General features: G+C 42.8%; 19 protein-coding genes and 3 riboswitches. Of the genes, 7 read left to right on the forward strand and 12 right to left on the reverse strand.

The window, feature by feature from the left end; genetic code table 11:
- Positions 1-78: 78 nt before the first annotated feature.
- A complete protein-coding gene (gene thiT / locus C4B60_RS18475) occupies positions 79-654 on the reverse strand; it encodes an energy-coupled thiamine transporter ThiT (protein WP_104059520.1) in 576 nt (191 codons plus the stop codon).
- A gap of 133 nt (positions 655-787) precedes the next feature.
- Positions 788-890: riboswitch (TPP riboswitch) on the reverse strand.
- Between the two features lie 132 nt (positions 891-1022).
- Here thiT and C4B60_RS18480 point away from each other — a divergent pair.
- Positions 1023-2045, forward strand: a complete 1023-nt coding sequence (locus C4B60_RS18480) for an FUSC family protein (protein ID WP_104059521.1) — start codon at positions 1023-1025, stop codon at positions 2043-2045.
- A 69-nt stretch (positions 2046-2114) separates the two neighbouring features.
- Here the strand turns inward: C4B60_RS18480 and metH are convergent, their stop codons facing one another.
- The 3 genes from metH to C4B60_RS18495 all read right to left on the reverse strand — a co-directional run bounded on the left by metH (position 2115) and on the right by C4B60_RS18495 (position 8878).
- Complete coding sequence (metH, locus tag C4B60_RS18485; protein ID WP_104059522.1) at positions 2115-5558, reverse strand: methionine synthase; 3444 nt, start codon at positions 5556-5558, stop codon at positions 2115-2117.
- Positions 5536-7407 (reverse strand): bifunctional homocysteine S-methyltransferase/methylenetetrahydrofolate reductase, encoded by a 1872-nt coding sequence (locus C4B60_RS18490; RefSeq protein ID WP_104059523.1) that lies wholly within the window; start codon positions 7405-7407, stop codon positions 5536-5538. The genes metH and C4B60_RS18490 overlap by 23 nt, the downstream gene beginning before the upstream one ends.
- 748 nt (positions 7408-8155) lie before the next feature.
- Positions 8156-8278: riboswitch (SAM riboswitch) on the reverse strand.
- Positions 8279-8380: 102 nt separating this feature from the next.
- On the reverse strand, positions 8381-8878 hold the full coding sequence (locus C4B60_RS18495) for a DUF4352 domain-containing protein (RefSeq protein ID WP_104059524.1): 498 nt from the start codon (positions 8876-8878) through the stop codon (positions 8381-8383).
- Positions 8879-9072: 194 nt separating this feature from the next.
- Between C4B60_RS18495 and C4B60_RS18500 the strand changes: the two genes are divergently transcribed.
- The gene (locus C4B60_RS18500) at positions 9073-9711 is read left to right on the forward strand and encodes an SOS response-associated peptidase (protein ID WP_104059525.1); all 639 of its coding nucleotides are present in this window, start codon (positions 9073-9075) and stop codon (positions 9709-9711) included.
- Between the two features lie 34 nt (positions 9712-9745).
- Here the strand turns inward: C4B60_RS18500 and C4B60_RS18505 are convergent, their stop codons facing one another.
- Together C4B60_RS18505 and C4B60_RS18510 are read right to left on the reverse strand one after the other, a co-directional pair.
- The gene (locus tag C4B60_RS18505; RefSeq protein ID WP_104059526.1) at positions 9746-11065 is read right to left on the reverse strand and encodes a TrkH family potassium uptake protein; all 1320 of its coding nucleotides are present in this window, start codon (positions 11063-11065) and stop codon (positions 9746-9748) included.
- Positions 11066-11069: 4 nt separating this feature from the next.
- On the reverse strand, positions 11070-11726 hold the full coding sequence (locus tag C4B60_RS18510) for a potassium channel family protein (RefSeq protein WP_104059619.1): 657 nt from the start codon (positions 11724-11726) through the stop codon (positions 11070-11072).
- A 92-nt stretch (positions 11727-11818) separates the two neighbouring features.
- Positions 11819-11970: riboswitch (cyclic di-AMP (ydaO/yuaA leader) on the reverse strand.
- 147 nt (positions 11971-12117) lie between these two features.
- On the opposite strand from C4B60_RS18510, the gene ade reads away from it, so the two are divergent.
- Positions 12118-13869: an adenine deaminase gene (gene ade, locus C4B60_RS18515; RefSeq protein ID WP_245154050.1), complete on the forward strand. Its 1752-nt coding sequence runs from the start codon at positions 12118-12120 to the stop codon at positions 13867-13869.
- A gap of 33 nt (positions 13870-13902) precedes the next feature.
- Here the strand turns inward: ade and C4B60_RS18520 are convergent, their stop codons facing one another.
- Both C4B60_RS18520 and C4B60_RS18525 read right to left on the reverse strand, forming a co-directional pair.
- On the reverse strand, positions 13903-14127 hold the full coding sequence (locus C4B60_RS18520; RefSeq protein WP_167578703.1) for a B12-binding domain-containing protein: 225 nt from the start codon (positions 14125-14127) through the stop codon (positions 13903-13905).
- Between the two features lie 163 nt (positions 14128-14290).
- Complete coding sequence (locus C4B60_RS18525; protein ID WP_104059528.1) at positions 14291-15415, reverse strand: DEAD/DEAH box helicase; 1125 nt, start codon at positions 15413-15415, stop codon at positions 14291-14293.
- 234 nt (positions 15416-15649) lie between these two features.
- On the opposite strand from C4B60_RS18525, the gene C4B60_RS18530 reads away from it, so the two are divergent.
- Positions 15650-16600 carry a cation diffusion facilitator family transporter gene (locus tag C4B60_RS18530; RefSeq protein ID WP_104059529.1) on the forward strand — a complete coding sequence of 317 codons (951 nt, stop codon included), beginning with the start codon at positions 15650-15652 and terminating at the stop codon, positions 16598-16600.
- Positions 16601-16645: 45 nt separating this feature from the next.
- Here the strand turns inward: C4B60_RS18530 and C4B60_RS18535 are convergent, their stop codons facing one another.
- The 3 genes from C4B60_RS18535 to C4B60_RS18545 form a co-directional block, all read right to left on the reverse strand.
- On the reverse strand, positions 16646-18490 hold the full coding sequence (locus C4B60_RS18535) for an ABC transporter ATP-binding protein (RefSeq protein ID WP_104059530.1): 1845 nt from the start codon (positions 18488-18490) through the stop codon (positions 16646-16648).
- Positions 18471-20210, reverse strand: coding sequence for an ABC transporter ATP-binding protein (locus C4B60_RS18540; protein WP_104059531.1), 1740 nt, complete (start codon positions 20208-20210; stop codon positions 18471-18473). The genes C4B60_RS18535 and C4B60_RS18540 overlap by 20 nt, the downstream gene beginning before the upstream one ends.
- 218 nt (positions 20211-20428) lie before the next feature.
- Positions 20429-20953 (reverse strand): type 1 glutamine amidotransferase domain-containing protein, encoded by a 525-nt coding sequence (locus C4B60_RS18545; RefSeq protein ID WP_104059532.1) that lies wholly within the window; start codon positions 20951-20953, stop codon positions 20429-20431.
- Between the two features lie 378 nt (positions 20954-21331).
- Between C4B60_RS18545 and C4B60_RS18555 the strand changes: the two genes are divergently transcribed.
- The 3 genes from C4B60_RS18555 to C4B60_RS18565 all read left to right on the forward strand — a co-directional run bounded on the left by C4B60_RS18555 (position 21332) and on the right by C4B60_RS18565 (position 22920).
- The gene (locus C4B60_RS18555; RefSeq protein WP_104059534.1) at positions 21332-21823 is read left to right on the forward strand and encodes an HIT family protein; all 492 of its coding nucleotides are present in this window, start codon (positions 21332-21334) and stop codon (positions 21821-21823) included.
- A gap of 333 nt (positions 21824-22156) precedes the next feature.
- The gene (locus C4B60_RS18560; protein WP_104059535.1) at positions 22157-22522 is read left to right on the forward strand and encodes a YciI family protein; all 366 of its coding nucleotides are present in this window, start codon (positions 22157-22159) and stop codon (positions 22520-22522) included.
- 104 nt (positions 22523-22626) lie between these two features.
- A complete protein-coding gene (locus tag C4B60_RS18565; protein WP_104059536.1) occupies positions 22627-22920 on the forward strand; it encodes a DUF6509 family protein in 294 nt (97 codons plus the stop codon).
- 45 nt (positions 22921-22965) lie between these two features.
- Here the strand turns inward: C4B60_RS18565 and C4B60_RS18570 are convergent, their stop codons facing one another.
- Positions 22966-23700: a YqcI/YcgG family protein gene (locus C4B60_RS18570; RefSeq protein WP_104059537.1), complete on the reverse strand. Its 735-nt coding sequence runs from the start codon at positions 23698-23700 to the stop codon at positions 22966-22968.
- Between the last annotated feature and the right edge of the window lie 79 nt (positions 23701-23779).

Genomic DNA, 23779 nt, shown 5'->3' on the forward strand with positions numbered 1-23779 from the left:
TGTATTATCCTTTAATTCACAAAAAAAGCAGCCCCTAAAGGACTGCTTCTCTCATGGTTTATATTATCTTATCTGTTATCACGCATTTCTCATATGCTGCTGTGTAGCTACTCTTGGTGCGGTAGTAAGTAAAACCGAAAGAATCATAGCTGTAAGGATAAATGCAGGTCCAAGATACGATCCGTTGTAAAACAATGAAAACTGCCATGCAGGTACAGATGGGTCACCTGAACCAAAGAAAACGATCCCGGCAACAAAGTGACAGACGAAGCGTAGAAACACGCCTATAAAAGTTCCTACAACAATAAAGCTTACAGCTTTTTTCATCTCACCATCACTTAACGCACGTTGAATTGGTCCTGCTAAAAGTCCTGCGAGGCCTACAACAGTAAAAGCGACCGGATAATCAAGTGCTCCTTGCACAGGTGTCAGGATATAAGCTCCTCCCATGACAATCTGTAAAATCCCTACTAAGAATCCTGTCAGCAGGCCGCCTTTAAGCCCCCAGCGAAAAGCCATTAGGATGATTGGGACCATCGCAAAGCTGATGGATCCGCCCTGTGGCCAGATCGAAAAGGAAAAGCGATCGAGAATAAGTCCGATTCCTGAAAAAATAGCTACCTCAAGTAAAAATAAAAGCCTTGTTCGTTCCATTTTGTTTCCTCCTTCTGCGATTAGGATGCAGCTCGCTCCAAGGGGATTTAACAGTTGCCTTTTCTTCGCTCTCAGTAAAAAAGCACATAAAAAAACAATGTCTAAGGATAGAAATCCAGACATTGTTTAACCGGCCTGTTTCCATCCACATTCCTGCGTAAGCATTAACTTACAGGTTCAAAGGGTCTGAACGCTCCCGTTCACTCTCAGCCATTATGGCTCCCCTTGCGGAAATTGCATCTGACTTTATTGTACCTCTTAACTTTCTATTTGTCATTTACTAGCTTCTGTTATACATTGGCAGGCATATGCTATACTTTAAACTATTGTCTCGTTACGAAGCTTATGAAGAAGGAAGATGGATGTAAATGAAATGGATTAAAAATCGATTTTTAGGCGGGAGGATTGTAAAAACCGGTGTAGCCGTATTTATTACAGCTTTTATTTGCCAGCTTCTTAATCTTCCCGTCATGTTTGCCGTCATTACTGCTATTGTAACGATTGAACCTACTGCAGCTGCGTCAATACGAAAAGGGCTGATTCGTTTTCCTGCTTCGGCCATTGGCGGAGCAATCGCTATGCTCACTGCTTTTTTACTAGGCGATAGTGCAATAACCTATGCATTGTCAGCAGCATTGACGATCTGGCTTTGCCATAAACTACGTCTTGATGCCGGAATGCTTGTTGCAACCCTTACTGCAGTCGCCATGATTCCTGGGACAGAGGATCATTTTTTAATGACTTTCGTATCAAGGCTTGGGACTACCCTTATAGGGCTTGTTACTTCAACGCTCGTGAACTTTATCCTTTTTCCTCCTAAATTTGAAAAACAAATCAGCCGGCAATTAAAGGAATCACAAAACGAGTTCTCCTCCATTTTCAAGAAAAGGACAGAAGAGCTTCTCGAAGGTGCATCAACTGGCCGCGAGCTTGAAGGAGCTGCAGAACGATTGCGCCAAAAGCTGGATCGTACAGAGACCCTTTGTAACTACCAACTGGAGGAGTGGCATTACCATAAATACAAAACAGAAGATATGCGGAGCGTCCGTGAGCATCTTCAAAAAGGCTATTTACTTAAACAGCTGACCTATCAATTAACCAATCTGATTAATCTTCCGATGGATGATGCCCCTGCCTGGACGAAGAAGGAAAAGGATGACGTCAGATATTTAGTCTTGCAGCTGAGCGAGCGCGTTCACAGCACCAATCATCTCGAGCCTATCAGCAAGGACTCTCTACGTACACTTTGCCAGGCATTAAAAGATGAAACTGACGAAGAAGAGCTTCCTGTCAAAAGCTATATTTACTTTGAACTGCTCACCATTCATGCCCTTCTTCGAAACCGGAAAGATTTTGTCAAAGTACCGAGCGCAACACCGGCAGAGCTTTAGTTCTGAAATATAAAAAAAAGAACCGTCAGCCTTATATTCAGGCAGACGGTTCTTCTTTTGTGGTCAGGCTTACAGTACATTAAAATATCTTGCCTCAGGATGAGCAAATACAATGGCTGAAACTGAAGCTTCAGGCTCCATCATATACCCTTCAGTCAGCTCCACGCCAATTTCTTCAGGTCTGATCAGTTTAAACAGCTTTTCCTGATCCTCAAGATTTGGGCATGCCGGATAACCAAAGGAGAAACGCTGTCCCTGGTATTTAGCGCTAAAACGCTCCTGCATGGTGAAATCAACAGGATCCGGAAAGCCCCAGCGGTCTCGCATTTGCTGATGCAGCAGCTCAGCAAAGCCCTCAGCTGTTTCAAGCGCAAGCGACTGGAGTGCATGACTTTCTAAAAAGCGTCCTTGCTCTTTGTAAGTTTGAGCTTTTTCACGGATTCCTCTTCCAGCTGTCACACTGAAAAAACCAACATAATCCATTTCACCGCTGTCCACTGATTTTAAATAATCAGCCAGACACAAAAACGGCTCTCTCGGCTGACGCGGGAATGTAAACCGTTCAATTTCTTTTTTCGTATCCTCCGGATCATAAATAACAACATCGTCTCCATCACTTTGTGCTGGGAAAAACTGATAAACTGCTGCCGGGTGAATTAACGACTCTGCTTTAACATCTTCGATTAAGTCATCCACGACGGCTTTGATCTTCAGCGTTTTTTCATCCTTTTCTTCAAGTAATCGTGAGACCTTTCCCTTAACTCCTAAATGATGCCCAATCAGCATTTGCATATTGATATATGCTTCTACGTGGGCAACAGAATACGACGTCAGCACTCTTCGCTTTAAATCAGTTGGAGTGAAGACTGGCACTTCCGTACTAACTGCCGGCTTTGTTCTTACGGCAACCGCAGCTCTTTCACGCTGCTCTGGCTGACCGGCAGCTGCAGCAGCTTCTTTTTTCAATCGGCGCTCTTCTGTCAGCTGCTCCCGCTCAAGCTCATCCTGCAGCTGGTTTGCAAGCGACAGTCCATTCATCGCATCCTTCGCATAAAGCACAAGACCCTCATAATTTTGAGAAATTTTTGTATCAACAAATTTTCTGGATAATGCTGCTCCTCCAACCAGAATCGGAATTTCAAGTCCTTCTTCCCTCATATCGCTCGCTGTTATAACCATTTGCTGAGCTGATTTTACAAGCAGCCCTGAGAGTCCGATAATATCCGGCTTTTCTCTTTTAATTGCTTCAATGAGTACAGTAGGCGTAACCTTTATGCCAAGGTCAACCACCTCATAGCCATTATTGCTTAAGATGATATCGACCAGATTTTTTCCGATATCATGTACATCTCCTTTTACCGTAGCAAGAAGCACCTTCCCTTTAGATGAAGAGCTGTCGCTTGCCTCCATATGCGGTTCTAAAAATGCTACAGCCGCCTTCATGACCTCTGCGCTTTGAAGAACCTCTGCAACAATCAGCTGGTTATCGTTAAATAAACGCCCAACCTCTTTCATTCCCGTCATTAAAGGTCCATTAATAATGCTTAAAGGAGCATCATATGTTTCTAGCGCCTTTTCTAAATCTGGCAGTAGCCCTTCCTTTGTCCCTTCCACAACATAGTAACCAAGACGCTCTTCAAGTGTCATATCGGGCAAGGTTGATTTAGACTCTTTTTTCTTGCCGCGGTAAAACTCAGTAAAGACCGCAAGCGATTCATCTGTTGTATCAAACAAAAGATCTTCTGCGAGTTTAATTTCTTCTTCTGAAATGGATGCGAATCGTTCAAGCTTTTCTGTATTCACAATCGCATAATCAAGTCCTGCCTGTGTACAGTGGTATAAAAATACTGCATTCAATACTTCCCGTCCAACAGGCGGCAGCCCAAAGGAGACATTACTGATGCCGAGTGTCGTCTGCACAAGCGGCAGCGCTTCTTTAATTGCTTTTATTCCTTCAACTGTTGCTTTCGCTGAACCAATATATTGCTCATCCCCAGTGCCAACCGGGAACACAAGCGGGTCAAAAATAATATCAGAAGGATTAACGCCATAATCCTCTGTTAAAATCTGATAAGAGCGCTTGGCAATTTCAAGCTTCCGCTCCATTGTGACACCCATACCTACTTCATCAATTGTACCGACCACTACTGCAGCACCAAACTTTTTGATTAAAGGAACGACAGCATCAAACCGTTCAAGTCCGTCCTCAAGGTTAATGGAGTTAATAATTGCTTTTCCCTGTGAATATTTCAGTGCATCCTCAATAACCTCTTCATCGGTTGAATCAATTACAAGAGGCACTTTTACTTTTTTGACAACCTCCTGAATAAACTTTTCCATATCCTCTTTTTCATCCCGGTCCGGGTCAGCCAGGCAAATATCAATTACGTGAGCTCCACCTCTTACCTGAGCCCGTGCTATTTCTGAAGCTTCTTCTATCTTTCCTTCTGCAATCAGGCGCTTGAATTTACGTGATCCAATTACATTTGTCCGCTCCCCGATCATTAATGGGCGCATCGACGGATCATAGACAAGCGGCTCAATCCCTGAGACGGTATGAACCTGCTTTTTAATTACTTCTCTCGGCTTATAGGCAGCCATCGTTTCTGCCAGCGCTTTAATATGAGCGGGCGTTGTCCCGCAGCAGCCGCCGACAATATTCAGCCAGCCCTTTTCCGCAAATCCTTCAAGCTTTTTCGCCAGCGATAACGGGGTCTCATGGTAATTTCCCTCTTCATCCGGCAACCCTGCATTCGGATAACAGCTGACATAGGAATTACTAAGGTCGGAGAGGGAGCGGATATGATCCTGCATAAATTCAGGACCAGTAGCACAATTAAGCCCTACTGATATCGGCTTCATATGCTCAATGCTGATATAAAAAGCTTCAATTGTCTGTCCTGCAAGTGTAGTCCCCATTGGTTCAATCGTTCCCGAAATCATAACCGGAAGCTCTTTTCCTGTTTTTTCAAATGCAGCCTGAATCCCTAAAAAGGCACTTTTAACATTCAATAAATCCTGGCTCGTCTCCACAAGGAGAAGGTCTGAACCACCGTCAATTAAGCCCCTGGCCTGCTCTGCATAAGAGTCAGTCAGTAAATCAAAGGTTGTTCCGCCTGTCACACTGAGTGTTTTCGTCGTAGGTCCCATTGAACCTGCCACAAATCTTGGGCGTTCAGGAGTTGACCACTTATTGGCTGAGCGTTTGGCAATCTCTGCTCCTAAACGGCTCAGTTCATACGCATCCTGGGCGATGGCATATTCCTCAAGCACCACACTCATGCTGCCAAATGTGTTCGTCTCAACAATATCGGCTCCCGCTTCAAAATAAGCGTCGTGAATCCGCTCAATGACGTCGGGTGCTGTACGATTTAAATTTTCATTACACCCTTCAAGCTCTTCTCCGCCAAAATCATCCGCTGAAAGCTGGGCTTCCTGGAGCATCGTGCCCATTGCTCCGTCCATAATGAGAATTCGTTTCTCTAGTTGTTCATTGAATAATGTTGGACACATTCGTAATCCCTCCAGCTCTTTTTGCCGCTTGCTCATTTGCATATCTCGTTAACTCTGCCGTTACTTCATAACGCATAAATGGCGTAATCAAGTAAATTCCGTTAAACATTTCAAGTGCAGCATCAATCAGGGATTTGGTAATCGCAATCCCCTCTTTTGCTGATTTCTCCTTGTCATCAGAAACTTTTGCCATTCGTTCTCTTACCTCATCAGAAAGCTTAATCCCCGGCACCTCATGATGCAGAAATTCTGCGTTTCGGCTTCCTGTTAAAGGCATTAATCCAATATAAAGAGGCTTTTCAATATGCTTTGTATGCTCATAAACCTCAAGAAGCTTTTCCTGAGAAAACACCGGCTGACTCATAAAATAGTCCGCCCCTGCAGCGATCTTTTTCTCCATTCGCAACACAGCCCGCTCCACACTTCTAACATGAGGATTAAAGGCAGCGCCAATTGAAAAGGAGGTTTTTTCACCGAGATCTTTTCCTGACATCGAAACCCCGTTATTCAATTGGCTGATCATTTCAATTAGTTCGAAGGAGGACACATCATACACAGAGGTCGCCCCCGGAAAATCGCCTACCTTTGTCGGGTCGCCCGTGACTGCAAGAAGGTCATGCAGGCCAAGTGTATGAAGACCCATTAAATGGGACTGCAGTCCAATTAAATTGCGGTCCCTGCAAGTAATATGCACAAGAGGCCTTGCGCCTGATTCCTGCTTAATTAAATGACCGAGTGATTCATTGGATACACGAGGGCTTGCAAGAGAATTATCAGCAAGCGTGATAGCGTCAGCTCCTGCTTCTGTTAATACTTTAGCCCCTTTCATAAATGCATCTGTATTCAGCTTTTTAGGAGGATCGAGTTCCACGATGACTGAAGGCCGCCTGGAAACGATTGATGACAGCGGTTCAGGAAGATCAAGCGACTTTGATTTAACTTCAATTTTCGGCTCCGGCGTCTCTACTTTCTTTTCCGTTATCGGAGCTGCTCCTTCAAGCGCCTCAGAGAATGCGCGTATATGGTCAGGAGTCGTTCCGCAGCAGCCGCCAAGCAGACGCACACCCTGCGCCTGAAACGACCGTGCGCATTCACCAAAGTATTCGGCGTTATTATTGTACTGAAGCGAGCCTTCAGCATAAGAAGGAAGGCTTGCATTCGGATAAGAGGATAAGAAGGCATGCTTTGGCAGCGGAACACTTTCAAGAGAACGAAGCATATGAAATGGACCCTGGCGGCAGTTTATACCTACACCGTCAGCCCCAAGCTCCTCCAGCTGCTTCAAAGCATTTGCTACAGGTGTACCATCCTGCAACACCCCTATTTCCTGCAAAGAAACCTGGGCAATGATCGGTAAATCAGTTGCCTGCCGTGCAATATCAACGACTGTTGAAAGCTCTTCTAAATCGTAATACGTTTCAAGTAAAAGGCCGTCTACTCCTTCTAAGAGTAAACAGTACAGCTGTTCTCTAAAGGTACGTTTAATTTCCTCAAGCTCGATTGATTGAGGGCGGATGCTTCTGATACCGCCAATTGTTCCGAGTATATGCGTACCCTTATCTGCTGCATCTGCTGCTAATTTAGCGTTTCTTACAGCAGCGCTATTGATTTCTTTTACGTGGTCCTGCAGTCCATAGCGTTCAAGCTTAAGATAATTTCCGCCATACGTATTCGTTTGAATAACATTTGCCCCAGCTTCAATATAGGCAGAATGGATTTTTTGAATATGTTCAGCCTGAGATACGTTCAATTCCTCAAAGCATTGGTCTGTTCCATAGGAATAAAGCAATGTCCCCATTGCGCCATCAGCGATCAGTATTCTATCCCTAAGTTCTTCTCTCAGATTCATCTAAAATCTCCTCCCTGGTTATGTATTAACTAATTCGTTATGTGTTTGTGATGTAAGGCATGCAACCCTGGAGGCGAGCCTTTTAAGTTGGAACTAACGAGAACTTATCGGTACGGGCTCGTTATGCTTGTCGCCCCTAAACGCCTGCTTCCGCTTTAAGCGTTATCCAGCTCCAGGCGCTAGCTCCTCGAGTCATAAGTCACGCTGTCCGTAAGCCACTCATCCATTCAGGCAAAAAGCGCCTGATTGGCTGATCGTCTTACGTCTGTCGGAGCTAAACGCCCGTTTCCGCTTTTAGCGTTATCCAGCTCCAGCAGGCAGGGGCTCGAGTCATAAGTCATCCCGCCCAATAGGCAAAGTGCGCCTATCTGTGCGGGCTGTCTTATGCTTGTCGCCCCTAAACGCCTTCTTCCGCTTTAAGTGATATCCAGCTCCAGGCGCTAGCTCCTCGAGTCATAAGTCACGCTGTCCGTAAGCCACTCATCCATTCAGGCAAAAAGCGCCTGATTGGCTGATCGTCTTACGTCTGTCGGAGCTAAACGCCCGTTTCCGCTTTTAGCGTTATCCAGCTCCAGCAGGCAGGGGCTCGAGTCATAAGTCATCCCGCCCAATAGGCAAAGTGCGCCTATCTGTGCGGGCTGTCTTATGCTTGTCGCCCCTAAACGCCTGCTTCCGCTTTAAGGTGTATATACAAAAAGGTCTTCTTATTGTTTTAATAAGAAGACCTGTAGGTATGGGATCACAACTCTTCTTATCTTCCTTGATCGCGGTTTTTGCGGTCAAGCTGGAGTTAGCACCTTTTCATGTTACTGGGTCATGAAGGTTGCTGAGGTTTCGCAGGGCCTTGTCCCTCCACCTCTCTTGATAAGAATCCAAACTATTTAATTAATTACGATAACTCTACTAAATGATCTCTTATCTGTCAATGAAAGATTAGACAGCTAAGAGATCACAAGTGGATGACGATTCAGTTTTAGTCTAAAGAAGTAATTCCCGGAAGGCGCCATTCTACTTCGTTTTCTTCAAATGCTCCGATTAATTTAAACGCAGTAGTTGAAGTAGCAGTATAGTGAAGAGCTCCTTCAGCTGTTTCGCCTGCTGGTATGGTTAACTCCAATTCTTCCCCATAGACTTCTTTCTCTTCATCTGCAAGATCCATCAGCGTAAATTGATCCTGCGTCAATGTTAGTTCTTCCTCTGAATCGTTAGCCACAGATAAAAGGATTTCGTACACACGATTATCCTCTTCCAGCTGTTCGGAAACCTGAGACCTTGTCACCGTAATAACAGCTCCATCCACACTCACTTCCTCCTCCAGCAATTTAAGACTGGATGAAGTTTCGTTTGTTTCTTCTTTTGCAGTTGTTTCCGTTTCGTTTTCAGCGTCGGATTCTGCTGCTTCATTATCTGAAGAACATGCTGCTAACGTAAGTGCTGCTGCCATTGCGGCAATTAACCAAATCTTTTTCATTGAAATGCCCCCTATTTATGTAAATGATTCAGTCCTATTATCCTTAGTAAAGCGAAATAAATCAATCAATTCCCTATAAATAGAAATAAGTCTTAATTTTCTCTATTTTGACAATTTTAAGACTTCAGATAAAGATGTTATACTGTACTCAATTAATGCAACTATTTATTAGTAATTGAAGGGAGTGCATGTTTATGTGCGGACGTTTTTCACTCACTGAAGCCCTAAATGATCTTCAGGAGCATTACCAATTTACGATGCGTGAGGATTTTCAGTACACGGAAAACAACAATATAGCCCCCTCACAGTCTGTTATGGCAGTGGTCGAGGTAGATCATGTACGATATCCGGTCCAATTTCGCTGGGGTCTTATTCCGCCATTTGCCAAGGATGAAAAAATTGGTTTTAAAACCTTTAATGCACGTTCAGAAACGGTGGACGAAAAGCCAAGCTTTAAAAAAGCCTTTCATAAAAAAAGATGTCTGATTCCGGCCAGTTCCTTTTATGAATGGAAGAAAATTTCATCAAAAGAAAAGCAGCCCTACTCGATCAAGCCAGCTTCAGCATCACTGATAACATTTGCTGGTCTCTGGGAAACGTGGAGAAATGGAGATCAGCTCGTTCGCAGCTGTACGATACTGACGACGACGCCAAATGATAAAATGGCCTCAATTCATGATCGCATGCCGGTCATTCTCGACTCATCCTCTTATGAAAAATGGTTATCTGAAGAAACACCTTTAGATGAGGTTAAATCTTTGCTCGTCCCTTTTCCTTCAAGCAGGATGAAATTGGAAGAAATCTCAAGTGACTTCTTTAAAAAATCAACTTAAAAACGTTCTCAAGACTCTTGAGAACGTTTTTTGGTTATCCAGCCAATACATCGGATTTTGGATATTTAATTTTACTATGATCGGGTTTTGCAAGTGAAAAAGCTAAAGTAAGCGGACCAATCTTTCCTACAAACATAACGACAATCAAAACTACCTTCCCTACTTCACTTAATCCACCTGTAATTCCCATCGATAAACCAACTGTGCCAAACGCAGAAACCGTTTCAAAAAGAAGCTCGATAAAGGTAATATGATGCTCCGAATGAGTCAAAATCAGGAGAGCAAAAACAACAAGCAGTACACTGCTCATTGCAATGGCAAGGGACTTAAATACAAGCTCCTGTCTGATTTCCCGATTAAATATATTAATTTCTGCCTTTCTCCTAAAAAAGGAGATCGTGGCTAATAAAATAATAATAAACGTAGTAACTTTAATTCCGCCTCCGGTTGATGTGCTTCCGGCTCCAATAAACATTAATAAAATTATATATAAAATAGATGAATCATCTAAACCTGCGATATCTATTGTATTAAACCCAGCTGTCCTCGGTGATACGGCTTGAAAATAAGATGTCCATAATTTTTCATCTAAAGGCAGACCCCCGAGCGTTAAAGGGTTTTCAAACTCATTTATAAAAAGATACAGCATGGATATCACATTAATGATAAGCGTTCCCAGAATCATGACTTTAGTATGCAGGCTCCATTTCCGGATCGAGCTTGACCGCCACACATCCAAAATAACAGTGAAGCCAATTCCCCCTAAAACAAATAGCCCTGAAATGACGATATTAATAATAGGATCTCCCGCATACCCCATTAAGCTATCCATTTTCAACCCAAATCCAGCGTTGTTAAATGCAGACACAGCATGGAATACGCTGAAGAAAATCCCTTCTGCAAGCCCGAGCTCAGGCACCCATACAGTTGAAAGAATCACTACGGCAAATCCTTCTACTATAAAAGCAAAAATGGATAGGTGGATAGCCAGCCGTATAATGCCCCCTGCACTGTTCTGGTTAAGAGACTGCTGGATAATCAGTCGTTCTTTGAGCCCGATTTTTTTACCTAGCAAAAGAAAGAAGAGAACCGCAAACGTCATGATTCCAATACCGCCAAGCTGAATAAGCAACATGATAATGGTTTGGCCAAACAACGTAAAAACCGTACCAGTATCAACTACTGCAAGTCCTGTAACAGTCATTGCGGAAACAGACGTAAAGAATGCATCAAGCCAGCTAAGCTCCCCGTTATAAGATAGTGGCAGCTTCAGCAGCAATGTGCCGGCTGTAATACTCAGGATAAAAACGATAAGTAGCAGCTGCGGCGGTGTAAAAGCTCCGAGCTTTTTCATCGGCCTATACTCCCTGTTTTTCAAACCGGTGCAGTTTTCTGTTCTCCCCTATCACTATCAATACATCTCCCTCAAGTACTTTATCCTCCCCGGTGAGCGCAACCAGCATGTCATGCGACCGGTAAATGCCGACAATATTACATCCAAAACGGTTTCTTACATTTAAGGCAGCAAGAGTTTTTCCGATAACCTTAGGTGTGGCTTTAATTTCAACCATAGAATGCTCATCTGTAAGCTCAACATAATCAATAAAATGCTCCGAAGCAAGCCGTTGTGCAATCCGTTTAGCCATATCTTTCTCAGGACGAATAACTCTGTCAGCGCCAATTTTCTCAAGAACCTTTTGATGATACAGGTTTGAAGCCTTGACCCAGATTTCTTTCACACCGATATCAGTCAGGATAATGGTCGTTAAAATACTGGCTTCTATATTTTCACCAAACGACACAACCACTAAATCAAAATTTCTGATCCCTGCCTGCAGGAGCAGCTGCTCGTCCTGGGCATCGCCATGGACGACATGTGTAGCTAAATCACTGAAGCGATCCACAAGTTCTGCGTTTCGGTCCATCGCAAAGACCTCTGCCCCAATTTCATGAAATTCTTCAACTAAATGACCGCCAAAGCTGCCCAGTCCTAATACAGCAAATTGTTTTCTCATACATTCCCGTCCTTTTTCATGCAGTAATAATTTTTCCCATAGAAAAACCACGAGGAATTTATCCTGTGGTCCTGAAATCGGCCTCACAAGTATCATTCTCTCTCTTAACGCTTGCGAGGTTAGCTGTCGGATTAGGGCATTGAGAGTTGCCCAGCCTTTAGATTAAAGGCTTCACCCCTAGCCAAATAGATGGCATTACATGGGTCCCCCGTTTTCATTGTATGAAATTCAGCGACTTAGAATCCTTATTATGAAAGCAATATTACTCCTCAATCCATAAAGAGTAAAGGAATTTACGAAAATATTATTTGCCTGCAATGATTACTACCCATTATACTTGTAAGAATAATTTTAAGCAGTTTGACAATAGAGGCAAAAGGAGGAACGTCAAATGAATCATCGATCTGCTCCGGATCCTATGGAGTTAACAAAAAGGATTCAGGTTTCCCAGCGAAACCATCCTGCTGATCTTGTGATTAAGAATGGAAGAATCATCAATGTCTACACCGGTGAGCTTACCAAAGGTGATATTGCGATTTACAATGGGGTTATTGCAGCCGTTGGCACAGGCTATCAGGGACTTGAGGAAATTGATGCAAGCGGCAGCTTTGTTTCTCCGGCATTCATTGACGGACATATTCATATTGAATCCACTACGCTTACTCCTTCAGAATTTGCAAAACTAATACTTCCTCATGGAGTAACAACAGTTATAACTGATCCCCATGAAATTGCTAATGTGTTAGGAACCAGAGGGATTGATTATATGCTAAAAAATTCAGAGGGGCTGCCGATGGATATTTTCTTTGTCCTCCCTTCAAGCGTTCCGGCTACTTCTTTTGAAAATTCCGGCGCAGCACTGCGGGCAGATGATTTAAAGCCTTTTTATGCTCACCCTCGCGTCATTGGTCTTGCTGAAGTGATGGACTATCCTTCTGTTGTAACAGCTGAAGAGGATATGATCCAAAAAATTCATGATGCCCATTCCCACACAGTTCTGATTGACGGCCATTTGGCAGGTCTTTCAACAGATGAAATCAATGGATATCTTGCTGCAGGCATCCGCAATGACCATGAATGCACCACAGTTGAAGAAGCAATTGAAAAAATACAGCTTGGGATGCGTGTAATGATACGTGAAGGCTCCGGCTCTAAAAATCTTCCTGAATTAATAAAGGCTGTAAATGACAAAAATTCACGCTGGTTCTCCTTTTGCACGGACGATAAGCATATTGACGAGCTGATAGAAGAAGGAAGCATCAACCATTGCGTTAAATATGCAATTGAACTAGGGCTGGATCCGCTGCTCGCCTACCAGCTGGCTACCATTAACGTTGCGCAAATGTATAATCTCAACGACCGCGGCGCCATTTCACCCGGAATGAAAGCGGATCTTTTAATCTTATCTGACCTTAAAAAAGTGGAAATTAAAACAGTTATTCAAAACGGGGTCGTCCGGGCTGAGGACAATGAATTGACAACTAATTGGGCGCATTCAGTGGATCACCTTAATGGGTGCACAGAAAGTGTTAACTCAATGCCAATAACTAGCGATGATCTTAAGGTCATTCCGTCTGAAGAGCTTGCCCATATTATCGAAATCATTCCAAACCAGATAAAAACCAATCATTTAAAGGAAAAAGTGTCAGTTAACGAAAAAAGGGAATTTATCCCTTCTGTTGAAGATAACCTGCAAAAACTCATCGTGGCAGAGCGTCATCATAAAAAAGGTACAATTGGAACAGGGATTGTTAAAGGATTTCACCTGAAAGAAAACAGTGCAATTGCATCGACTGTTGCTCATGATTCACATAATATTATTGCCGCCGGGACGTCTGATGAAGCGATCCTGAAAGCGATCAACTGGCTGACAGACCATCAGGGCGGACTCGTTGTCATACAGGATGGAAAGGTGATTGGAAGCATGGAGCTTAGGCTTGGAGGACTGATGTCGATTAAAAAAGCAGAGGATGCCCTTAACGAAATGGAGACCGTTATGGCTGCACTCGATAAAGTATCCCCTCAAGCATCCTTTAATCTGTTTTCCAATCTTTCATTTCTGGCGCTGCCGGTTATACCTGCGCTGAAGCTAACAGATTTAGGGTTATTTGATGTTCAGACATTTTCTCATATACAAGTATAGTTAAATAAACTAAGAGGTTGAAACAAATGTGTTTCAACCTCTTTCGTCCGGTTCACTGCGCTTCAGATGTTCATCGGCAACGGTTATTTTATTCTCCTGCCAAAGTCGTCCGATTTCCACCATAGAGGGAGTAATAAAATGAAAGATAAATTTTGTTTCACAGCCATCAAAGACTGCTTCATTAATGACGCTCCAGCTTTTCTCCTGATCTCCGGCAAGCAATGCATCAGTAAATGCATTTACATACATGCTGCTCATTCTCTCACCCCCCGAAATTAATTGCATACGAACCTTCTTCAACATACATTTTTTCTTAGATGGATCGTCCCTTTAAACCTTATAGGCAGAGATCGATCTTCTAAGAAACAAAAAAAGGCCCTGAGCAGGAGGTGCAAATTCCTTCTGCCAGGCACCATTTTTGTTAGTTGCTTTCTACTTTTTGCCATTCACCGCGGTAAATGGTCACCTCTTCAAGCTCAACATTCAATTCTTTTGCAAAGCGTTTAATCTGGCGAACCTCCATAGGGGATACAAAAGAAAGTACTGTTCCCTTGGCACCGGCTCTTCCAGTCCGGCCGGAGCGGTGTATATACTGATCAAGATCACTCGCTGCATCCATATGCATTACATAGGTGACATCCTGGATATCAAGTCCGCGTGTTGCCACATCTGTTGCAAGCATTAACGGCAGTTCTCCTTTTCTGAACTTACGCATGGAGGCTGCCCGATCTTCTTTCGACAAATCACTGTGCAAAGGAGCAATCTCCAAATTTTTATAATTGAGCTTTTCAGTTGCCGTTAATACATCCCGCACCTCACGCATAAAAGCGAGTGATTTTTCCTGCTTCATGGAGTCCATGCGGACAATTCTCCTGATCAAATCAATTTTCTCTCTTGATTCACAAACCATGTATTGATGCTTTACATTCGCTGAATCACCGATGCTCCGTTCTACCCTGACTACCTCAGCCTGCTTAGTGAAGCCTTTGCCCTTTTCTTCAATCTCTGCTGGCAGAGTAGCTGAAAACATGGCAAGCTGACGCTGATCGGCTAGTGTGCTTTTCACGATATCTGTAATGGCCTGCGTGTGTTCTGCTAGGAAAAGCTGATCTACTTCATCGAGAATAAGCATTTTTACTGCATGTGTTTTTATCTTTTTTTGCTTAATAAGCTCTAAAATCCGTCCCGGCGTGCCAATAATAACATGCGGCTGCTTTTTTAATTTTTCAAGCTGTCTTTTCGGATTGGCGCCTCCAATGATGGATGCTGCTCTAATTCCGGCAGCCTTCCCCCACACCTGAATCACTTCAAGAATTTGCATAGCAAGCTCCTTAGATGGTGCTAAAACGATGGCTTGGGGCAATTTTTTTGAAGGGTCCGTCTTTTCTATTACCGGAATAACATAAGCAAGCGTTTTACCTGTCCCGGTTGGAGATTCAACCAGTACATCACGGCCCTCGAGCATAAGCGGAATAACTTGCTCCTGAACAGGCGTCCTTTCTTTAAAACCCGCTTCCTTCCATTGCTCCTCAGTTCTGTCTAACATCTTCCATCCACTCTCCGATCTATCCTTTTCATCTTTATATTGTACCATTCAATGATTTAATTTGGTAATTTCTATACTGCAGTAAAGCAATAAAGTGCTGACTGATTCCCTATTCTCTTTCTTCATACGGTTCAGTAAAAACAATGAAATAAAAAAATAATAATAATCAAAATGGTATTTTTTAAAAAGCCGGAAATACTACGGGAATAAAGAATGAAAAAAAGGAGAATGCGTATGACCGGATTTTTCAAATTGCTAAAAGGCGGCAATAAACCTTCCTTTGTTGCAGCAGTCGTGAATACATTTATTGGACTTTTAAAAATGACAGCTTATTTATTTACCGGTAATGTTGCCATGTTTGCAGAAATGATGCATTCGTTTGGAGACGCTGCCAATCAGTACTTTGTTTTTATCGGCTCGGCTCTATCTAAAAAAGCACCTACCGATAAGTTCCCTAACGGCTTTGGAAGGGTGGTGAACCTTGCTTGTCTTGGAGCAGTGATCATTGTTGGGATTTTATCCTATGAAACCGTCAAGGAAGGCCTTCACCATCTCCTACACCCTATTCAAAGCTCAGGTGTCCTCATTTCTTTAGGTGTCCTTGGAATTGGTGTGATTCTTGAGCTTTATGTTTTTTATAAAGCTGCCGTTGAGGTTTTACACGAATCAGGAGAGGAGGCAAAGGGGTTTAGTCCTTTCATTAAAAGCTTTACTCATTTAAATAGGGCAAAACCTGCCACTAAACTTGTATTTATGGAGGACCTCGTTGCTACAAGCGGAGGGGTCATTGCCATTATTGCTATTACTATCACCTATTTTACCGGTTTTGGCCAGGCTGAAGGGATCGCTTCTATCACCATAGGGTTAATGATGTTTTATGTTGTTGGAAGGGTCTTTTTAGAAAACGCCAGAGGAGCAATCGGGGAAACGGATGAAGAAATGCGTGAACATATCGCAGGAATCGTATTGGCCGATCCTAAAGTAAAAGACATCCGCAGGCTTCAAGTTATAAAAGAAGGAGAAAGTCTTCATGTTGAAATTGTTATTGAAGTTAACCCCGCCCTCACCATCGCGGAGGCTGATGACATTAAAGACCGGCTGGCCCTCCTCACATATGCTCAAAAAGGAGTAGCAGAAGTCACAATTGAATTTGATGAGGATGATCAAATCTTGGGATGGTCATAAAAAAATCCATTTTTACAGGTTAGTCTGTAAAAATGGATTTTTAGATTAAAGAACCAACTTCTCTCTCAGCTGGCTGTTATGAAGATCAGCATAGAAGCCTTTTTGCTTAATCAGCGCTTCATGATTTCCGCTTTCGATCAGCTGCCCATTATTCAGCACAAAAATCTGATCTGCATTTTGAATCGTATTCAGCCTATGGGCAATCACAAAGCTTGTCCGGCCTTCCATCAGGCGCTGAAGAGCTTCCTGAATTTTAATTTCTGTTATGGTATCGATGCTGCTCGTGGCTTCATCAAGAACAAGAATTTTTGGGTCAGCTAATATCGCGCGGGCAATTGACAACAGCTGCCGCTGACCTTGACTGATCCCCTGCCCATCGGCCTGCAGGACTGTATCGAATTGATCAGGCATTTTCCGAATAAACGATGCAGCATTAGCGAGCTCGGCTGCTTTTTCCACTTCTTCATCTGTCGCGGTCAGGCTGCCGTAGCGGATATTTTCTCTCACAGTTCCTTCAAATAAAAAGGAATCCTGAAGAACAAATGCCATATGACTTCGCAGGCTGGACCGTTTAATTGTTTGAATGTCCCTGCCATCCATCCTGATAACGCCATCAGTCACATCATAAAAACGTGAAAGCAAATTAATCATGGTCGTTTTACCAGCCCCGGTGGGACCGACAAATGCAGCAGTGTGACCGGGAAGAACCGTGAAAGAAACATCTGTGATCGTCTCCTCATCCTTTTCATACGCGAAGGATACACGAGAAAATTCAACCTCACCATCCAGATCTTCTACTTCGACTGCTTCCGCTTCATCTATCTCCTCTTCTTCCTCCTGCATGATATCAAATACCCGTTCTGCACCCGCTATTGCTGACAGAAGCGTATTGAACTGGTTTGCCAAATCGTTTAAAGGACGGGTAAATTGTCTTGAATACTCAACGAAAATAACAATGACCCCGATCGTAACGGTTTCGCTTCCATTTAACACAAGAACAGCCCCAACAAGCGCGATGACGGCAAAACTCAGGTTATTTAAAAAGTTCATAAGCTTTGGAATGAAGCCTGAAAATGTTTGAGCCCAGAACCCTGCCAGTCGGAGGCGATTATTTCGTTCCTCAAATTGCCCGATCACCTTTTTTTCCTGGGAAAATGTTTTGATGATCCGCTGACCGGACAGTGTTTCCTGGATATAGCCATTGATTTCACCTAAATTCCGCTGCTGCTCTTTAAATAATCTTCCCGTTCTTTTTGTGATCCATTTCAACCCAAAATACATAGCAGGAATGACAAGCATCGCAATTAACGTGAGCAGCGGACTTAAATAAAGCATGACGGATGCTGTACCGATTAAAGTCAGTAAGCTTGAAACAATCTGGATAACTGAGCTGTTTAAGGTGGAGCTTACGTTTTCCATATCATTTGTGACGCGGCTCATCAGCTCGCCATGCTGCCTTTTATCAAAAAACGGAATAGGCAGCTTTTGCAGATGATTAAACAATCTTGTCCTCATAGTGAATACCGTGTTTTGAGCAATACGGATCATCCATACCGCCTGAAACCAGGAGGACAATGAATGGATAATATAAATAATTCCTAATATCCATAGCAATTGAATTAACCCGTCGGTATCCTGCGTAACGATAAAATCATCAATCCCCATTCCCACTAAAAATGGACCAAGTAACGCCATTGCCGAGCTGATCAGAACCATCAGAATAACGAGAGAGAGCTTAACCTTATTCATAGCGAGATAAAACCAGATCTTCTTTAGTGTACCGACTGGATCCTGCGCCTTTTTCTTATCATGTTTGCCTGTATTTGACTGCTCAATCTCCTCAAGGGATCTTCTTTTATACTGAAACGGTTTAATTACCTCTTTGAACAAGGGTCAGCGCCTCCTTCCCAATCTGAGACTCTACAATCTTTAAGTACAATGGAGAGGTTTTTAAAAGCTCCTGGTGAGAGCCTTGTGCTAACAGCTCCCCCTCGTCCAGCAACAGAATATGGTCGGATGCCATTGTTGTACTGATTTTCTGGGTAATCATCACGGTCGTACAGGACAGGTCATTCAGCGCTTCAAGGAGCTTGGCTTCTGTTTTCATATCAAGAGCGCTTGTGCTGTCATCCATAAGTAAAATTGCCGGCTTTCTTACAAGTGCTCTGGCAATGGAAAGTCTCTGTTTTTGCCCCCCTGATAAATTGACGCCTTTTTGCCCTAAAAGTGTATCGTACTTCTTCGGAAGCTTCATAATGGTATCGTGAATTTGCGCACGCTCTGCCGCCGCTTTTATTTCCTCAAAGCTTGCGTTTAGATCACCCCAGGCAATATTCTCTCTCACAGAGCCTGTAAAAAGCATTGCTTCCTGAGGGACAAAGCCAATCTGCTGGCGCAAATGTTCAAGCTTAAATGACGAGATATCCTGATGATCAATACGTATTTCCCCTTCATCCACATCATACAGTCTTGGAATCAATTGAAATAAAGTTGACTTCCCTGAACCGGTCGCTCCTAATATGGATACGCGTTCCCCTGCTTTAATGGAAAAGGATAAATTTCTTAATACATTTGTATTGGTGCCGGGATAACGAAATGATACGTTATCAAACGAAATAGCTCCGTGGTTAATCATAAAGTTTTCACTGGCTTCCCGGTCCACAAGATCAATATCTGTCTCAAGAACATCACTTATCCTGCTGCCAGAGGCCTTAGCCCGTGAAAACACCATAATAATCATCGTTACAATAGAGAGTGCACCTGTCATTCTTGTTGCGTAGTTTACAATTGCCACCACATCACCTACACTGGCCTGGTTGGCTGCTACCTCAACACTCCCCATCCAGAGGATGACTAAAATACTGGCGTTCATTAAGAGCAAAATAATCGGCATCGTAACTTCAATCAGACGAAGCGCTTTGACTGTTTTGTCCATTAACACTTCGCTCGATTTCTTAAAGCGGTTCATTTCATGACGTGCCCGCAAGAACGCTTTTATCAGCCTGATACCTACCAGATTTTCCTGCATGACATTGTTAACATGGTCAACTCGTTCCTGGACCTGTTTAAATAAATTCCCTGCTTTGCTCATAATAAAGATTAGAAAAAATAATAGCACAGGAACAGAAATGACCAGCACAAGAGCAAGTCCGGGGTGAACAATAAAGGCCAAAATGACACTCCCAATAACAAGCAGCGGAGCCCTCATCATAATGCGAAGACTCATAAACACAGTGTTTTGAAGCATAGTCACATCATTTGTAAGTCTTGTGATAAGTGATGAGGTTGGAAACTTTGTAAAATTAGTAAAAGAAAAAGCCTGAACCTTGTCATAGAGTGATTTCCGTATATCAAATCCGAAGCTCTGGCTGACATGTGAGGAGTAAAAGGAGTTTGTCACCCCGGCAAAAAAGGCTACGAAGGAGCAGCCAATAAGCACCCCTCCCCACAGCATCACGACAGAAAGATCCTGCTGAAGAATTCCATCATCTATGATTTTGGCGATTAATAAAGGCTGGACAAGCTCAACGGCAAGCTCCATAAGCATCAGGGCCAGCGCAATGGTAATCGCGATACGATAAGGTGTTAAAAACGGGAAAATTCGTTTCATGTAAAGCGCCGCCCTTCCAATGACCCAGCAAATTTGCCCTAATCATCTATATTTTCTTTGATACTCGAAATACTGTTGTAAAAACTTTATCATAATATTCGTAAAATGAGTAGAAGCGAGACGCTGCTGAGTCCATTCAATTTATTAAGATTCCCCATTATAACCGGATAAAACCCATAAAAAAAGAAGCATGAGGGGTTCTCATGCTTCTTTGTGAATTATTTGCTTGCGAGTGCATCTGAAAGTGCCTTGCCATATGGCGGCAGATCAGGCGGTCTTCTGCTGGAAATAATATGTCCGTCTGTAATGACCGCTTCGTCATGCCAGACCGCTCCTGCATTGACCATATCGTCTTTAATTCCTGGTGTACTGGTTACCTGGCGTCCTTCAAGGATGCCAGCTGAGATCAAAACCCAGCCTGCGTGACAGATCTGACCGATGATTTTTTCATGTTTGTCCATATGTCTTACCATGGCCAATACTTCCGGGTAGCGTCTTAGTTTATCAGGTGCCCATCCGCCCGGCACGAGGATGCCATCATAATCTGAAGGCTCGATGTCTGTGAAGGAATATTCTGCTTCTGCAGGTACACCGTATTTACCTATGTATGTTTCTCCTCTTTTTTCACCTACTAAGTGAACGAGTGCTCCTTCTTCGCGAAGCCTCATGACAGGATACCATAGTTCTAAGTCCTCGAAATCAGCACTTACAAGGGCGATTACTTTTTTGTCTTGCAGTCTCATTTGAAGCACCTCCTGTTGGTATTATAGCATTGATTGGGGCTGGGATCATTTCTCAGGGGCTGGGGTTGAGTTAAAGGGTTTACGTAAATGCTTCTTAATGGAGGCTGATTTCCGCTGCAGGTGGAGGCTTTCCGCGGGGCGGGGCTTAAGCTAACTTGCTAGCGCAAGTGGATCTCAAGCTCCCGCTCTATCCCGCAGGAGTCCCCACCTTCCGCTTCAATCAGCTTGGTCAGGGAAGGAATAAAATACTTCGAACGTTAATTGTGCTGTCTATTAAACGACATGTTAATAAAAGGAATCTGGCAGGAAATGTCGAACCTATACTTCAGATGGAATGAATTAAATGATTATACTTGTTTTAGTCTGGGGGAAAAGGGTTTGCGGAAAATCACGTTATCAAATGGAGAAACGGTGGAAGTTGATTGTCTTAGCTGTGGAATAGCTAGTGGATTGATTGAACCTGATGGCGGTGTGGTGATTGAAACAGAACACTTTCATGCCCATCAGGATGTTGCGTATCCTATTAGAGGGTTAATTATCTTAGCTTCGAAGAGACATATTAAATGTTTTGATGAATTAAGCGACTCTGAGCGGTTAGACTACATCAACATTTTAGCAAGAATAAGAAAAGCACAAAGAAACGCTTTGGGTATTGAATACGTTTATTATTTTTACAAGGAAGATACAACGCATCATTTTCATACGTGGATGGTTCCGAGATATGAATGGATGTATGAGTTTGGTCGTTCGGTTGAGTCGGTCAGGCCTGTATTACTTCATGCCCGAAATGAAATGAATGACAGGGAAAATGTTCAGCAAGTGACAGAAGCGATCAAGATCCTTACCAAAGAATTAAAGAGTTTGGGGTAAATGTCTCTTAATTAGGGCAGATTTCCGCTGCAGGTGGCGGCTTTCCCAGGGGCGTTCTGTAACTGTAGACTTACCTTATTCATAAAAGGCTCATACCAATAAAAATCACTCAGAAATTGATTGCAACTTAAGGAGACGACTCTGAAGGGATGCAGCTGGGAGGATTAGATCCATTAACGAAGGTTAATTAGCTAAGCCCCGCATTCAGAAAGCGTTCCCCAGCGGCGTAAATCAACATATCTCATTGAAACAGTGCATTGTATTTAGTGATTGCTTAATTTATTATTAATTTGTGAATAATTTCACAAAATTCTCACATAGGAGATGATCATTTTGAGATTTCTAGTGTTATTGACTCCAGGGGTTAAGTGGGTACAGGATGTTTTATTTCATAACCAGCCTTATATGCCGGAGCATGCCGTATATGTCCAAGACCATTATAACCAAGGCAAAGTACTTATGGCTGGACCTTTTGGAGATTTATCAGGCGGAGCTATTGTTATTGACGTGGAAAATGAAGAGGAAATCATTTGTTTCGCTGAACATGATCCTGCCGTCAAAAACGGCATATTTAATTATGAAATTAAAAAATGGGGTGAACTTATGAACAGGTTTGATAATAGAAACCCCAACTTCGGACAAGAATATTTAGATTTTAAGCATAAAGAACAAAGGGATTTAGGAATTCGTTATCCTTAATTGCTTAGTAGAGAGTTTTAAAAGAGCAATTTGTACCTTGAATGAATACAAGCACCTATTTTTTCTGTATACTGTGAATAGCAGATTAGAGAAAGGGTGAGATAATGATTACAATTACTGAATATACGGTTGAAAAGATTAATGATCCTTTTGGAATTTTAACGGGAGATCGTTATGAATACACGCTTGAAATTGATGTTCCTGAGGATGATGAGCTCTATACGGAAACGGGTGTAGCCATCAGAGTGATTTTTAGAATTGAAGATGGAAATGAAAGCATTGTAAAATACGATTTAATGGATAAAGCAACTTCACAGCCAATGGATTTTGAGCTGGAAGATGATGAGTTCGCTCAAATTGAGGCATTTTGCCGTGCGAACATGCCTGAAGACCTTTAATAACAAAAAGCCGCTGACTGATTCTCCAGTCGGCGGCTTTTTCCTTTATTTATTATCCTTATGCATAAAAGGACATTTCCCTTTAATCGGCTCAATATCATCACCGATAAAAAATTGTTTCCATTCATTGTGCTCGGGGTCACCGTAATGGCTGATGTCGGGATGTTTGGGCAGCTGATCCCATTTTTCCACCCGCTCACGTACCTTCTCTCTTGACATAATCCCGCCTTTTTCTGTTCCTTCAAGCCCTTGGAAAATGGAGCGGGGCTGAAAGCCAAGAATTAAACTGTTGCCAAGATTTCTTGTTTTACGCTGCTTGTAGGCAGGCGCGTTGCCGAATACAAAAATCGGGTCACCGTTAAAATGAAAGTCCCATAAAAAGTGTTCAGGATCCTTTGGATGATCTGCAGGCCATTCTTTCTTGTCCTGTTCATGAAGATACTGCAGAATGTCCCAAAACTGCTTTTCATAATCCTTTAGTGTCCCCTCCTGTTCAAACGGCTCAACAAATAGGAAAAAACCATGCTTAATTTTTGTTGCTTCATTGAACAAATCAAGGAACTCCTCAAGTGCAACTGGCAGATTTGACCAGTCATCCTGAGAGATATAAGCGTAACGCAGCTCCCCTTTTTTCTGGCCTTTCATGCCAAAATAGCAGGGAAACGTTGCATCCGTTACTGTTTCTTCAAATGTTTTATATTCTTCAATCAGCCATGAAGGCAAATTATCTTTTTGTTCCATATCTTCCTTTGTTAAAAGAGTTGAACTTGTCGCGATCATTTAAACTTCAGCCTCCAATGGACATAAATTACTAGCTCTAGCTGTTTGTTTTACCCTATTACTTAAGATGTAAAACCCA

The sequence above is a fragment of the Jeotgalibacillus proteolyticus genome, assembly GCF_002926065.1.
GTDB classification, from domain to species: domain Bacteria; phylum Bacillota; class Bacilli; order Bacillales; family Jeotgalibacillaceae; genus Jeotgalibacillus; species Jeotgalibacillus proteolyticus.